This is a genomic window from Geovibrio ferrireducens, from assembly GCF_026226615.1.
Taxonomy (GTDB): domain Bacteria; phylum Chrysiogenota; class Deferribacteres; order Deferribacterales; family Geovibrionaceae; genus Geovibrio; species Geovibrio ferrireducens.
The window spans coordinates 30,165-43,135 of sequence record NZ_JAJAPB010000004.1 but is presented as its reverse complement, the minus strand read 5'-3'; the positions used below and the strand labels follow the sequence as shown (position 1 = coordinate 43,135).

At 49.6% G+C, this 12,971-nt stretch carries 12 protein-coding genes; 5 read left to right on the top strand and 7 right to left on the bottom strand.

What is annotated here, in order from left to right; all coding sequences use genetic code 11:
• Positions 1 to 3 precede the first annotated feature (3 nt).
• A complete protein-coding gene (gene rsmH / locus OSQ85_RS05490; protein ID WP_265821844.1) occupies positions 4 to 936 on the bottom strand; it encodes a 16S rRNA (cytosine(1402)-N(4))-methyltransferase RsmH in 933 nt (310 codons plus the stop codon).
• Positions 937 to 948: 12 nt separating this feature from the next.
• Positions 949 to 1,389 (bottom strand): division/cell wall cluster transcriptional repressor MraZ, encoded by a 441-nt coding sequence (locus tag OSQ85_RS05485; RefSeq protein WP_265821843.1) that lies wholly within the window; start codon positions 1,387 to 1,389, stop codon positions 949 to 951.
• A gap of 275 nt (positions 1,390 to 1,664) precedes the next feature.
• Here OSQ85_RS05485 and OSQ85_RS05480 point away from each other — a divergent pair, with 275 nt between their 5' ends.
• Positions 1,665 to 2,387: an acyl-[acyl-carrier-protein] thioesterase gene (locus OSQ85_RS05480; protein WP_265821842.1), complete on the top strand. Its 723-nt coding sequence runs from the start codon at positions 1,665 to 1,667 to the stop codon at positions 2,385 to 2,387.
• A 4-nt stretch (positions 2,388 to 2,391) separates the two neighbouring features.
• Here the strand turns inward: OSQ85_RS05480 and OSQ85_RS05475 are convergent, their stop codons facing one another.
• Both OSQ85_RS05475 and mazG read right to left on the bottom strand, forming a co-directional pair.
• Complete coding sequence (locus OSQ85_RS05475; protein ID WP_265821841.1) at positions 2,392 to 3,495, bottom strand: Fic family protein; 1,104 nt, start codon at positions 3,493 to 3,495, stop codon at positions 2,392 to 2,394.
• Positions 3,496 to 3,527: 32 nt separating this feature from the next.
• The gene (gene mazG / locus OSQ85_RS05470; protein ID WP_265821840.1) at positions 3,528 to 4,310 is read right to left on the bottom strand and encodes a nucleoside triphosphate pyrophosphohydrolase; all 783 of its coding nucleotides are present in this window, start codon (positions 4,308 to 4,310) and stop codon (positions 3,528 to 3,530) included.
• 287 nt (positions 4,311 to 4,597) lie between these two features.
• Here mazG and OSQ85_RS05465 point away from each other — a divergent pair, with 287 nt between their 5' ends.
• Entirely contained in the window at positions 4,598 to 7,861 is a 3,264-nt protein-coding gene (locus tag OSQ85_RS05465; RefSeq protein WP_265821839.1) for a PAS domain-containing sensor histidine kinase, read from the top strand.
• On the opposite strand, the gene OSQ85_RS05460 is transcribed toward OSQ85_RS05465, so the two are convergent.
• Positions 7,837 to 8,001 carry a hypothetical protein gene (locus OSQ85_RS05460; protein WP_265821838.1) on the bottom strand — a complete coding sequence of 55 codons (165 nt, stop codon included), beginning with the start codon at positions 7,999 to 8,001 and terminating at the stop codon, positions 7,837 to 7,839. The genes OSQ85_RS05465 and OSQ85_RS05460 overlap by 25 nt on opposite strands.
• 179 nt (positions 8,002 to 8,180) lie before the next feature.
• Positions 8,181 to 8,900, bottom strand: a complete 720-nt coding sequence (locus tag OSQ85_RS05455) for a response regulator (protein WP_265821837.1) — start codon at positions 8,898 to 8,900, stop codon at positions 8,181 to 8,183.
• Between the two features lie 105 nt (positions 8,901 to 9,005).
• Between OSQ85_RS05455 and OSQ85_RS05450 the strand changes: the two genes are divergently transcribed.
• Genes OSQ85_RS05450 through OSQ85_RS05440 form a run of 3 tightly spaced genes read left to right on the top strand, consistent with a single transcriptional unit; the run spans position 9,006 to position 10,871 of the window.
• Positions 9,006 to 9,440 carry a C-GCAxxG-C-C family protein gene (locus OSQ85_RS05450; protein ID WP_265821836.1) on the top strand — a complete coding sequence of 145 codons (435 nt, stop codon included), beginning with the start codon at positions 9,006 to 9,008 and terminating at the stop codon, positions 9,438 to 9,440.
• Complete coding sequence (locus OSQ85_RS05445) at positions 9,437 to 9,922, top strand: DUF523 domain-containing protein (RefSeq protein WP_265821835.1); 486 nt, start codon at positions 9,437 to 9,439, stop codon at positions 9,920 to 9,922. The genes OSQ85_RS05450 and OSQ85_RS05445 overlap by 4 nt, the downstream gene beginning before the upstream one ends.
• A gap of 4 nt (positions 9,923 to 9,926) precedes the next feature.
• A complete protein-coding gene (locus OSQ85_RS05440; RefSeq protein ID WP_265821834.1) occupies positions 9,927 to 10,871 on the top strand; it encodes an AEC family transporter in 945 nt (314 codons plus the stop codon).
• 653 nt (positions 10,872 to 11,524) lie between these two features.
• Here the strand turns inward: OSQ85_RS05440 and OSQ85_RS05435 are convergent.
• Positions 11,525 to 12,964, bottom strand: a complete 1,440-nt coding sequence (locus OSQ85_RS05435) for a sigma-54-dependent transcriptional regulator (RefSeq protein ID WP_265821833.1) — start codon at positions 12,962 to 12,964, stop codon at positions 11,525 to 11,527.
• Between the last annotated feature and the right edge of the window lie 7 nt (positions 12,965 to 12,971).

The window sequence follows — 12,971 nt, the reverse complement described above, 5'->3', positions numbered from 1 at the left end:
AATTCAAGAGGATGACACCCTTTGTGCTGCTCTGAGCTTCGCGCTTCTGCTTAATGGATTTTCAGCCACTTCGGCCTCAGACGGAACCAGAGGTTTTCTTGTAAGCTGACGGAAGGTTCTCTTCTTTCCGCAGCGGCATAAAATCTGCTCAATAGGGCAGATGCATTCTTTTTCAAAGTAGCGGAATTTTTCTTTCACCAGTCTGTCTTCCAGAGAGTGAAACGAAATAAAGGCAGCAATTCCGCCCGTCTCTACTCTGTCCTCAAGTTTGGAGAGCATGGTTTCAATCTCTTCCAGCTCTCCGTTCACATATATTCTGACCGCCTGAAAAGTCTGCGTGGCGGGGTGAAAACCTTTTTTGTGGAACTTAGCCGGAACAGCCTTGAAAACCGTGTCGGCAAGTTCTTTTGTGGTGGTAAAGGGTTTTATCTCCCTTGCGCTGACTATAGCCCCGGCTATCCGCCATGCGAAGCGGTCCTCCCCGAACTTATCTATGATTCCGGAGATTTCCTCTCTTGAGAATGTGTTTACGACATCAGCGGCGGTTATCCCCTCTGAGTTGTCCATCCTCATATCCAGCGGACCGTCCTCCCGGAAGGAGAATCCCCTCGCTCCGTCTCTCACCTGCATGGTGGAAACCCCGAAGTCCGCCAGTATTCCGTCAACTTTTCCGATGCCCAGTTCATCGAGCACTTCGTCAAAGCTGCCGAAGTTTTTATGAAACACCTGCACGTTTGGGCAGGATTTAAATCTTTCCCTGAGCCTCGCCACTGATTCCGGGTCTCTGTCCAGAATTATGTGCCGGGCTTCCGGCTTAAGCCTTTCGTTCATTGCGGCGGAGTGACCGCCGAAACCGCCGGTGAGATCCAGAAGAACCCCGTCATCCTTAGCAGGAAGAAACGAGAGCACCTCGTTAAGCAGAACGGATTTGTGCATTTTCCGCCCTCCTTAGAAGCTGTCCGCAAATTTGGCAAACAGTGCTTCGAGTTTTTCTCCTCCGGTTGCTGATTCCCAGGCCGCCTTGTCCCATATTTCCATACGGTTGCGGAAGCCGTTTATTATGCAGTCCCCTTCGAGGGAGTTATATTTCCTTACGTCCTGTGTTATTACTATGCGGCCGTTTTTGTCTATGGAGCATTCATCCATCATCGAGTACAGACGGCGGAGAAATTCGTTTAATTCGGGGTTGCCGGACTGCTCCTGCTCCCAGCGTGCTTCCTGCTTTTCCCACTCAGCGGCGGGGTACACACGGAGATGGCTTCCCATTGAGAGCAGAACGAGATCATCACTCTGGTATTTAGAGCGGAGGATGTCCCGGAACTTGGACGGCACGCTTATTCTGCCCGTCTCGCTGATTTTGTGTTCGTATTTTCCTTTGAAGCTGCCCATCTCACTTATGCCAAATTAAACCAATTTATGATCTTATCGATCCAATCCATGCCAAACTTTAGCAGAAGCATATATATGCGTCAAGGGAAATTAAAAAAACTTTCCAGTCTGAAAGCCTCAGCAAATCAGGCTTTCAGGTAATTTTTACGTCAAGAGCATGTGTTAACCCTAAAAAAAATATCAGCATGCAAACAAAAAAATGCGCCGGGGTGTAATTTGTCAACTTGGAAAAAATGTTCATATGGAATATGATAGGCTTTATCAAAGGTGAAAAAATGAAGTACAGCACAACCGACTCGGTCAAAATAAACGATGCAGGAACAGACGGACACATTCTCCCGGACGCACTCTTCCGTATTTTTCAGGAAGCGGCGATAAAGCACTCTGACAGCATAGGCTTCACTCACGGAAGATACATGGGTATGAACAGGCTGTGGATGCTGCACAGGCTGGCCTACAAGCTCCACGACGGCATACGCCTGTATGATGTTCTTAAAACGGAAACATGGTCAAGGGGCATGCAACGCTTCAAAGGGTTCAGGGAGTTTGAACTTACCGGAAACGGGCGCACAGTCTGCACCGCGTCTTCCGTGTGGCTGTTTATTGATACTGAGAAAAAACGCCCTGCAAAGATTGAGCCTGAAATTCCGGAGGCGTACAAGCCTGTGGAGGAGATGACAAACGGAACAGTTATTGAGGACTGGAAGCCGGAATCGCCCTCTGAAAATGCAGCCGCCCACAGGATTCAGACGAGGCTCACCGATTTTGACATAAACTCGCACCTGAACAACACAGTTTACTCTGCCTATATCTTTCAGGCTTTTGCTGCGTTAAACGGGGGCAAGAGAGATTTTACGGAATTCTGCATAGAATATTCCCATGAGCTCCCCCTCGGAACTGAGGAGGCGCTGGTGAAGATCGAGCAGAAGGGCGGAGATTACCTGTTTTCAGTCTCTGACGGAACGAGGGTGAATGCAGTCGGCTTTTTCAGGGTATAGAAGTCTATTTTCCGAAGAGTATTCCCCTGTTGAGGGTGTACTCTTCATCCCCTGTCTCTGTGATCAGCCTGAGTTCAGCAAGCCTTACAATATCCCTGCGGACAGTGGTTCTGCTCACTCCTCCGTAGAGCACGGTGAACTCCTTCATGAGCTGGAGCTCGCTCTGGCGGAATGAGCCGCGTTTCTTAAGGATACCCACAAGCCCCGCCAGACGTTCGCTTATCTCCTTTGCTGCCAGCAGTCTGCGGATATAGCTGTCGAACATCTCTTCTGTTATTATTTCGAGGCTTCTCTTCTGGACTTCTCCCAGACTGCTGCCTATTATCCCGCAGACAAAATTGATAAATTCCGAAGGGTCGCCCGACTCTGTAAATCTTTCCAGTATGGGGAAGTATTCTTTTGATTCCCTGTAAATAAGGCAGAGCAGATGCGGCAGATAGCCCACCCCGGCCGCTTTGTATATAAAGCTCTCTGTCAGTCTCGCCAATGTTTCGGATGACCCGGCGAAGGGGTATATTTTCACAAGGTAAAGGTGAGCGAGGGATGCTCTCGTGATTACACCGCAGGAGACAATTTCCGGCGAATTTATCCACTCGAAGAATGACTTCATAAGAAGGTTTACATCAAGTTTTGTTTCAGGCGGACTGTACGGCCTTGAAAACTGTTTCTCAAAAACGCTCACAGGGTGATTGCGGTAGTTTGCGGGTTCTGTGTTCAGCCTTTTTTCCAGAACGGAATTAAGGGATGATACAAACTTTTCATCAATAAGGAAACTGCCGCACTCTTTCTGGGCTGCGAGGGCGGCGTAGGCTCTTCCGAGGTTAAAAATTCGCACCGCACGGGAATCCTCGCCGAAAAAAGACTCATCACCGCCGGTTATACTCATTGTCTCGGACATGTTAAGGGCGTTTCCCGCAAGCTCGGACGCGGCATAAAGCGAGCGCTGTTCAAGGTTGAGGAATAATTCTCCGGCTGTGTCCGGGAAAACAGGCAGTTTTCCTGCGAGGAAAAGTGTGCCTTCCGCCTCTGCAAGGAGAGTGGGGTTTACTGTTCTGCCGTTGGTGAATAAGAATCTGCCTGCATGAAATGTGCTGATCTCTTTGTTCATTAAGCTACCTGCCGAAAATTTAAGGGGATAAATCAGATGCTGTTTTCTGCCGCTTTTGCTTCGTCCCAGAGTCTGTCCATCTCTTCCAGAGAGGCATCCTCATAGGTCAGGCCTTTTTCGGCAAGCTTTCTGCCAATGTATTCAAAGCGTGCTGTGAATCTTTTATTGCATTTTCTTAATGCTTCGTCAGGGTTAGTTTCCAGAAATCTGGACACATTCACAAGGGCGAACAGTACATCCCCAAGCTCATGCTCTATGTGCTCTCTGCTGCCTTCGCTGACAGCCTCTTCAAACTCGGCGAATTCCTCGCGGACTTTGCCCATGCAGTCCTCAAGTCCCGGCCAGTCAAAGCCGACTTTGCGCGCTTTTTTCTGGAGCTTTTCAGCCCTGCGCAGTGACGGAAAGGATGCGGGGATTCCGTCAAAGAATGAACGGGAGAGATTCTTTTTCTCTTCCGCCTTGATTTTGTCCCAGTTTACGATGACATCTTCCGTTCCGCTGACCGTTTCGTTTCCGAAGACATGGGGATGGCGTCTTATGAGCTTGCTGTTTATCTCTTCCAGCACATCATCAAGGCTGAACTCTTCCTCATCCTCCGCCATTACGGAGTGGAACACCACATGGAATATAATGTCCCCAAGCTCCTCGCGGATGTTTTCTGTATCTTTATTATCCAGTGCATCAAGCAGCTCATAGGCTTCTTCCATGAAATGCTCTTTTATGGAGTAAAGGTTTTGCTCCCTGTCCCACGGACAGCCTTCGGGGCTTCTCAGTTTGCGGACTGTTTCCACAAGTCTGTCAAAGTTTATGCTCATAAAATAACGGCTCCGCCTGTGCAGGAAATCACTGCCTGAAGAATAGTAAATACTAAATCAGCGGTTCATAAAAATCAACGGAATAAGACACGGAACTATTTATGTTTTACCTGATGTTAACAGATTATTCTTCCGGCGGGCTATGTGGGCTTTAATAACTGCGCGGGATTACGGTAAAATGTTTAATACGCTGCAACCTGCATAAAAAAACTTGAAACCCGAAGGACTAACGTCAATACTAGATAAAGACAAAACACTGTACACAATTTTTCATTCAAGGGTCGCTTATGGGTTTTATTTCGGGCAACAGACTGTTTATGCTGGTGTCTGCTTTTTCAGTCGTGGTTATCACGCTGATAATGCTGGATTATCTGCGTATAAGAAAAATTGAGCCTGATATGTATGAGTTTGAACGCTCCAGGAATGTTCTCCGGGCTTCTGTTCTCATCGCAGAAGGTTGCGGCCAGTATCAGAAGGCTTATTTTCAGAAAGACCCCGTTGCCCTTGATAAGGCAGTGAGGAGCTTTGACAATGCGCTGTATTATCTTAAAGACACAGGCGAAGGCTATGACGGCTGCATGCTCACTGTCAGGGCAGGTATTGAGGGGTATCTGAGCAGTTTCTACGGCGGGGCTGATCTCCTCAGTCAGAATTTTGCCTCAGAAATAAACCGTTTCTCTGTATATTCATCACGCTGTATTGAGCAGTCGGAAATATCGGACTGGTCAGGCGTTCTTTCCTACATGACCGACATCAGGTCAGAACATTCAAAAGCTGACAGGCTGATGATCGCTTTTTCGTTTTTTATCAGCCTGTTCTTCATATCCGTCCTGTGGCTTTATACCTTCAGCGCCAAGACTCTGGAAAAACTGAGGAATGAAAGAACATTCAAATACCGTCTGCTTGATATGCTGCCCACAATGGTGTGTGTAACCGACGGCAAAGGGATGATCACAGCCAACAGGCGCACCATGGATTTTCTGGGTTACGCCTCTGTGGAGGCTTTCCTGCAATACCACTTATGCATCTGCGAATTTTTCATTGAGGAACCCGGCTACATCTTTAACAGGGAAGGGAGCAACTGGCTTGAACAGGTGCGGGAAAATGACAGGGAAGGGGCGGAAAGCAAGGTTAAGATGCGCGATTCTGCCACCGGAAAGGTGCGGGTACTTCTCATCAGCCACAGCGAGTTTGACCAGTCAGAAGGTACGCTGGCCATAACTTTCACTGATATAACAGAGATAGAAAGGATCAGGCTTCTGCTGAAAGAGAGCGAAAGCAAGTTCAGGGTTCTTTTCAACGGACACAGTGCAGTAATGCTCCTTGTGGATCCTGTGACAAAAAGATTATCAGATGCCAACTCCGCCGCGGTCAACTTTTACGGCTATAGTCTGGAAAAGCTTAAAACCCTCAGGGTATGCGATATAAATATAGACGAATCAGCGGATTGCAGAATGCAGCAGGCTCTCTCAGGGGAACAAAACTCCTTTGAATTTCGCCACAGGCTTGCTGACGGAGAGATCAAGGATGTGAGCGTTTTTTCAAGCCCGGTGCAGATAGAAGGCAGGCAGTACCTGTTTTCGATTATTACGGATATTTCAGATAAAAAGACGATGGAGCGTGAGCTTGAACAGAGAACTGAGCTTCTGCGGGCTGTGCTGAAAAATGCTCCGGCGTGGATTTGGTTTGTCTCCTATGACGGAAGCCTGAAAATAGCCAATGATGCATTCTGCCGCGCCACAGGAATAAGCGAAAGCGATGTCTGCGGTCTCAGGCGCTATTATGAGAAAATGCCCGCGGGTTTTGAATCCCTCACGTCTGATGATATGGAGACACTCCTGAATACGGGGTTTTCCGTGAAGGAGCATGAGGTGTGTCTGTCTGACGGGCGTACGTGTTATCTGAGTGTTACAAAAGTACGTGTGAAGTGTCCGAGCGGCCTTAACAACGGGCTTATATGCATAGCAACGGATATGACAGACCAGAAAAACCTTGAGAAGGAACTCAGGCGAATAAACGAATATCTGGCTGAGTCTGTGGAACGGGAACTTGCCGTACGGCTCGGTAACGAGATGAAGCTCAAGGGTGTGTTCAACAATATTAACGATGCCATGATAATCTTCCCCGTTTCTCAGAACGGAGCGCCGGGCAGAATAATAGATGCGAACAACCGGCTTCTGTATCTCACAGGCTTCTCCCGCCATGAGATCCATACCATGCGGCCTGATGAGCTTTATGAGGCTCAGGAGTATAAGCACGGTCTGAATGTGGCGGAACTGGTTGCGGAAGGCAAGCATTTTGTATATGAAAGCAGGCTTAAAACCTTTTCCGGAAGCAGCATAACCGTTGAGGTGGGCAGTTGTTTTGTGGAGATAAACGGCACACCTCTGTGCATAGTCTCCATGAGGGATATAGACAGCCTCATAAGGCTTGAAAAAGAGAAAAAGGACAGTGACACGCTCACGGAGGCCACATTCAATGCGGCGGGTATAGGTATATGCCTCTGCGATGAAAGCGGCATTTTCTGCAAGGTGAACGATACCTTTGCCAGTATGCACGAATACAGGGCGGACGAACTGATCGGCGTTAAATATGAAATGCTTCTCGCTGCTGAGTGCCGTGAGAGGGTAACCGGAGAGATAAGGGATTTTGCATACGGTCAGGCGGAGCATTTCAGCAGCGAACACACAGGGGTGACATCCTCCGGCAGGGAGATAACCGTTTCCGTGTATGTTTCCCGGATTATGCTGGGCGGCAGGACAATGTTTGTGTGCAGTGTGCAGGATATAACAAGCATAAAGCATCTTGAGGAGATCCGCGATGTGCAGGAGCAGATGCTTATCCAGCAGTCTAAGATGGCCGCAATGGGAGAGATGATAGGCGTTATAGCACATCAGTGGAAACAGCCGCTTAATGTGGTTTATATCCTTGCGCAGTATATTTCCGAGCTTGAAGAAGAGGGTACGGAGGAGAAGCTCAGAGAGCTTCCTGAAATATCAGAAGGGATAATGAAGCAGGTGGAATTCATGAACGAAACCATGAACGATTTCCGCAGCTTCTTCAAGCCGGGGAAGGAACCTGAGATTTTCGAAGTCAGAAGGGCAGTTGAGGAGATAGTGAGCATGCTCACGCCGCAGCTCCGCCAGAGTGACATTGAGGCAAAAGTGACCTGCGACGGTGAGTACGAGGTGCGGGGATTCAGAAACGAGTTTAAGCAGGTGGTGATGAACATCATCTCAAATTCAAGGGATGCGGTGGTGAACCGCAGAGAGGAAAACGGAATCTTTTTCAGCGGCAGAATACGCCTTGATATAAGGCGTGACGGTGAGCAAATTGCCCTCACAGTATCCGACAACGGCGGCGGCATCAGCGGCGATATGCTTGAGGATGTCTTCAAGCCTTACGTATCCTCCAAAGGGGACAAAGGTACGGGAATAGGCCTCAGCACAGCCAAAACCATCATAGAAGAGAAGATGGACGGAACCATAACCGCCTGCAACATAGGGGAGGGAGCCTGCTTTACCGTTTATCTGCCTGAATACGGGGAGTAGACCATGTCCGCAAGTTTGCGGTAGTCGTTCTGCGGGTTATACATCATTGCGCTGCCGCTTATACCGGTTTTGAAAATGCTGATCCCTGCTGCTTCCAGAATATCGCGCGCCGCCTGTGCTGTCAGTGAGAAATTTCGCATTCCGGCAGTCTGACCGACTTGTGAAGCTTGTTATATCCCTTTGCAGAAGTATTGACTCTTGCGGATGGATTAAATGGGGAATAAGTTATCGCCAGAGGATTCTTTATGCCGACAGTATTCATAGAGCTTTCTCCGTGAATATATTATCGGCAGAATGTTAAAAAACTTGAGAGCAAATCTCAGGAAAGCCTGCTGAACTCCGCGGCGAAAACAGTAAGTTTTTCCTTAAGGTCTTTATAAAGCAGCTCATAGTCGTTTGAGGAGTTTGAGCGGGCGTTCTTCTCGATGATTTCAGCCGCAGCCGCTATGTTTCTCAGCCCCATGTTTCTGGCTGCGCCCTTGATGTAGTGCGCTTCGGAGGCGGCTCTGGCCATGTCTCTGGCTCTAACGGCATCGATCAGGTATTCCAGATGGATTTTGGAATCTTCCACAAACTCGCCGAGAAGCTCCGTAACTATCTCCCTCTCAAGGCCAAGCTGGGTGAAAACATAGTTTATGCATCCTTCCACGCTGTCGCTGCTTATACTTCTTGCCGGGCTTTCGGCAGGTTTTTTGCAGCTGTTTATCAGGGCTTCAATTTTGGCAATATTCACAGGTTTCGATATGAAATCGGTCATTCCGCAGTTTTCAAGCTCGGCCGTCATGGTTTCGGAATCCGCAGTGAGTGCCACAATAGGCATGCCGTAGCCCATTCTGCGTATTTCCGCCGCTGCGTCCGCCCCGTTCATCACAGGCATGTTGACATCCATCAGGATAAGCGCGTAGCTCTCCTTCTGCACCATATCAACAGCTTCGCGTCCGTTGCCTGCCACATCGACTTTTGTTCCAAGCTTTTCAACAATCTTCCGTGTAATCATCTGATTAACGGGGTTGTCCTCCGCGAGAAGAATTCTCATCATAATCAATATTCCTTTTGAGAAAAAATGTATTTGATAATACCATAGTATAGAAAAATTTATCACCAAATGCAATTTTTTCAAAAAAAGCCTTAAGGAGGCACAGCTTTGTCCGGCAGAAAAGAAACAGCCGCGGAAATTTTCAGAAGCGGCTTTAACTGTTCTCAGGGAGTATTTACCGCTTTTGCCGCTGAGGCGGGTATGGATGAAAAAACGGCCCTTATGCTTGCCACCCCTTTCGGCGGCGGCGTGGGCGGCTGCGGGGAAACCTGCGGCGCGGTCTCCGGTGCTTATATGGTTATAGGGCTCATACACGGCAGAAGCACTCTGGAAGACACTGAGGCTAAAGAGTTTGTCTACTCCCTCATGGCGGAATTCAAAGAGAAGTTCAGGGGCAGGTTCGGCTCACTGCGCTGTTCTGAGCTTGTGGGTGTGGATATGTCAGACCCGGCTGAGCGCACAAAAGCCAGAGAGGCCGGAAAACTGAAACAGTGTGAAGAGTTTGTCGGCTACGCTGCCGAGGTTCTGGAGGAACTGCTTTGAAAAAATTTCTGCTCAGCTCCTGCCTTGCGGGCGAGAATGTCCGTTATGACGGCGGGAATAATAAGATAGAGAACGAGACTTTCAGAGGGCTTATTGATCAGGGGCTGGCTGTCTTTGTCTGTCCTGAGGTGGACGCCGGACTGCCCGCACCGCGCAGACCCTGCGAAATTAAAGGAGAGGGCGGCGGAAAAGCTGTTCTGGAAGGCAGAGGGGAAGTTTACGGTGATGACGGGCAGAAACTCACCGAACCTTTTGTGAAAGGCGCGCATATGACCCTTCAAAAGGCCTTGGAACACGGCTGTACCGCTGCGATGCTTAAGCACAGAAGCCCTTCCTGCGGCTCAACCCTCATTTATGACGGCTCATTCAGCGGGGTGAAAATCAACGGAAGAGGGGTTACGGCAGAGCTTCTTGCGGCAAACGGAGTAAAGCTTTTCAGTGAGGAAACTCTGGAAGATTTCCTGAAATATATCGAAGAGTAATTGTTTGAACTACATAGACATTTTTAAAACAGTCATGCCGTATTTCGGCGTATTCGCCGGGGGGTTCGTATTAAAGCGCGGTTTCGCTCTGCCCCCTCAGGCTGATAAATTCCTTTTCCGCCTGTTCATACACTTCTTTTTCCCGTGCCTTGTGGTTAACTTCATAACAGGCAATGAAAATCTCAGGGATATAACCTCCTCCGTCTTCCTTCCGCTGTGGGGAATGCTCTCCGTTGCTTCCGGCTTTGCCGCGGCATATTTTCTGGCTCCGTTCATAGGGCTGAGGGAGTCGAAAGAGAGACGGGCTTTCGCTTTTACAATAGGGGTTTACAACTACGGCTTTTTTACGCTGCCTGTTGTTGCGCATCTGTTCGGCAGGGACGCGGCGGGGCAGCTTCTGCTTTTTAACTTCGGCATAGACTTCATATACTGGACAGCGGGGATCGTCGTTCTCACCGGCTCTTACAGAGCGGGAATTATAAGGCTTGCCGCGAGTACGCCGTTCTATGCGCTGTTTCTGTCTGTGGCGTTTAATTCTGTTTTCTCACCCGAACCGTTCAGCGGTGCTGCGGGGAGTGCGCTTGATGTCATATCATTTCTCACTATGCCATTGGGTCTGTTCATAAGCGGGCTGGCTTTGGGTGAGGGGCTTCGCGGCTCAAGCCTCGGCGGAACAGTGAAGATAGGCGTGGCGGGCATCCTGCTGCGTATGGTCGGAATGGCTTTTCTGTTCCTGCTTACAGCAAAATACGCCGTGAACGACAGGGGGCTCAAGATTATACTCGCAGCTCAGTCCGCCATGCCTGCGGGGATGATGAACCTCGCCGTGGTGAAGTATTATATGGGTGAATCAAGGGTGACTTCCGCTGTGATAGTTTTCACCACGGCAGCGGCGCTCATCTCCATGCCGCTTTGGCTGGGTTTTGCCTTCCGCTTTGCGGGGGTATGAGGGTGCGGTATTAATACTTAGAGATTGCTTCACTGACGTTCGCAATGACAGTGAGCTTCGTCACTGCGGGGAGTCGCACGACACGGCAGTCTCAAGCTGTGTTTGTCTCCTTGCCGCTTTGCGAAGATTATGAGGATGAGGTATTAATACTTAGAGATTGCTTCACTGATGTTCGCAATGACAGTGAGCTTCGTCACGGCGGGGAGCAGCGCGATGCGGCAGTCTCAAGCTGTGATTGTCTCCTTGCCGCTTTGCCTTCCGCTTTGCGGGGGTATGAGGATGTGGCTTTAATATTCAGAGATTGCTTCACTAAAGTTCGCAATGACAGTAGTTTGCGTCACTGCGAGGAGCAGCGCGACGCGGCAGTCTTAAGTTGTGTTTGTCTTCTTGCCGCTTTGCGGGGGTATGAGGGTGCTGTTAATACTTAGAGATTGCTTCACTAAAGTTCGCAATGGCAGTAGTTTGCGTCACTGCGAGGAGCAGCGCGACGCGGCAGTCTTAAGCTGTGTTTGTCTCCTTGCCGCTTTGCGGGGGTGTGATGGTGTTGTTAATACTTAGAGATTGCTTCACTAAAGTTCGCAATGACAGTGAGCTTCGTCACGGCGCGAGCGTGTGGGTAAATCAGACAGGATGTACTGATTTACCCTGTTATATCAGTCGCTGTAATGCCCCGAATCCCTGTATTCATTGAGTTTGTTGCGCAGTGTGCGTACAGTTATGCCCAGAAGATCCGCCGCCTTGGTGCGGTTTCCGCCGACCTCATCGAGAGTTTTCAGTATAAGCTCCCTCTCCATCTCTGCAATGGTTACACCCACAGAGGGAACAGCCGGGGCAGGTCTGCATACCTCAGCGCCGGAGGCATTTTCAACGCATACTTCCGCCTGCTGAACGGGGACATCCTTCTGGAAATCGCTCTCCAGAAGAAACTGCTTTATGGTTATGCCGTGGAGGAAGAGATCGCGCTCGCTTATCACCTTATCACGGCAGAGAACAACCGCACGCTCAATGGTGTGCTCCAGTTCGCGGACATTTCCCGGCCACTCGTAATCTATGAGTGCCTGAAGCGCCTTTTCACCCAGAGAGCATGAGCCCTTTCGGTTTATTTCGGCGTATTTTGTCATGAAGAATTCTGCCAGTTCCCGCACATCCTCCCTGCGTTCACGAAGGGGCGGAAGCTCGATTGCGATAACGTTCAGCCTGTAGAACAGGTCTTCCCTGAAATTGCCCGCTGCCACCTCTTTTTTTAGCTCTCTGTTAGTGGTGGCCAGTATGCGGACATTTATCTTTTCCGGGCGCACGGAGCCGAGGCGTTCCACCTCCCGCTCCTGCAAAACCCTGAGCAGTTTGGCCTGTAAATGAATCGGAACCTCGCCTATCTCATCCAGCAGGATGGTTCCGCCGTCAGCCAGTTCAAATTTGCCAGCCTTGCGGTTGATTGCCCCGGTGAAGGCTCCCTTTTCAAATCCGAAGAGTTCGCTTTCTATGAGGTTTTCGGGTATGGCGGCGCAGTTCACCGCCACAAAGGGGCCGTCGGCCCTTGAACTGTTGTCGTGAATATAACGGGCTAATACCTCTTTGCCCGTGCCTGATTCACCGGTGATAAGCACAGTGGCCTCACTGTCAGCCACATCCTTGGCCAGCGCGAACAGACGCGCCATGAAAGCACTGCGGAAAACAGCCTTGTTCTTCTTACGTTTGCCCCCTTTGGTGAGGCTCTCTATCTCAAATGTGCGTCTTATGAGCTCTTCAATAACTTCCGGCGGGAACGGCTTGAGAATATAGTCCGAAGCACCGAGTTTGAGTGCCTCCACTGCGTTTGCAACGGTTCCGAATGCGGTTATGAAGCATGTGGGCGTTTCAATGCCGGAGGAGCGCATCATGTTGAACATGGCGAGTCCGTCAATCTCAGGCATACGCATGTCGCTTATGATCAGGTCATAGGGGCGTGAGGAGGCCTTTTCGAATCCTTCACGCCCGTTTTCTGCGGTTTCCACTGAAAGCCCCATACGCCTGACTGTTTCCCTGAGTGCCTCGCGCATGTTGTCATCGTCATCAACTATGAGAACTTTTCTGCTTTCGTTCTTATCGCTCATTCAACAC

Bases quoted from the DNA above. Each gene is read 5' to 3' on its own strand.
- OSQ85_RS05475 (WP_265821841.1), bottom strand. From the start codon at position 3,495: ATGAACAAAGAGATCAGCACATTTCATGCAGGCAGATTCTTATTCACC.
- OSQ85_RS05480 (WP_265821842.1), top strand. From the start codon at position 1,665: ATGAAGTACAGCACAACCGACTCGGTCAAAATAAACGATGCAGGAACA.
- OSQ85_RS05455 (WP_265821837.1), bottom strand. From the start codon at position 8,900: ATGATGAGAATTCTTCTCGCGGAGGACAACCCCGTTAATCAGATGATT.
- OSQ85_RS05485 (WP_265821843.1), bottom strand. From the start codon at position 1,389: ATGGGCAGCTTCAAAGGAAAATACGAACACAAAATCAGCGAGACGGGC.
- mazG (WP_265821840.1), bottom strand. From the start codon at position 4,310: ATGAGCATAAACTTTGACAGACTTGTGGAAACAGTCCGCAAACTGAGA.
- rsmH (WP_265821844.1), bottom strand. From the start codon at position 936: ATGCACAAATCCGTTCTGCTTAACGAGGTGCTCTCGTTTCTTCCTGCT.
- OSQ85_RS05435 (WP_265821833.1), bottom strand. From the start codon at position 12,964: ATGAGCGATAAGAACGAAAGCAGAAAAGTTCTCATAGTTGATGACGAT.
- OSQ85_RS05465 (WP_265821839.1), top strand. From the start codon at position 4,598: ATGGGTTTTATTTCGGGCAACAGACTGTTTATGCTGGTGTCTGCTTTT.
- OSQ85_RS05460 (WP_265821838.1), bottom strand. From the start codon at position 8,001: ATGCGAAATTTCTCACTGACAGCACAGGCGGCGCGCGATATTCTGGAA.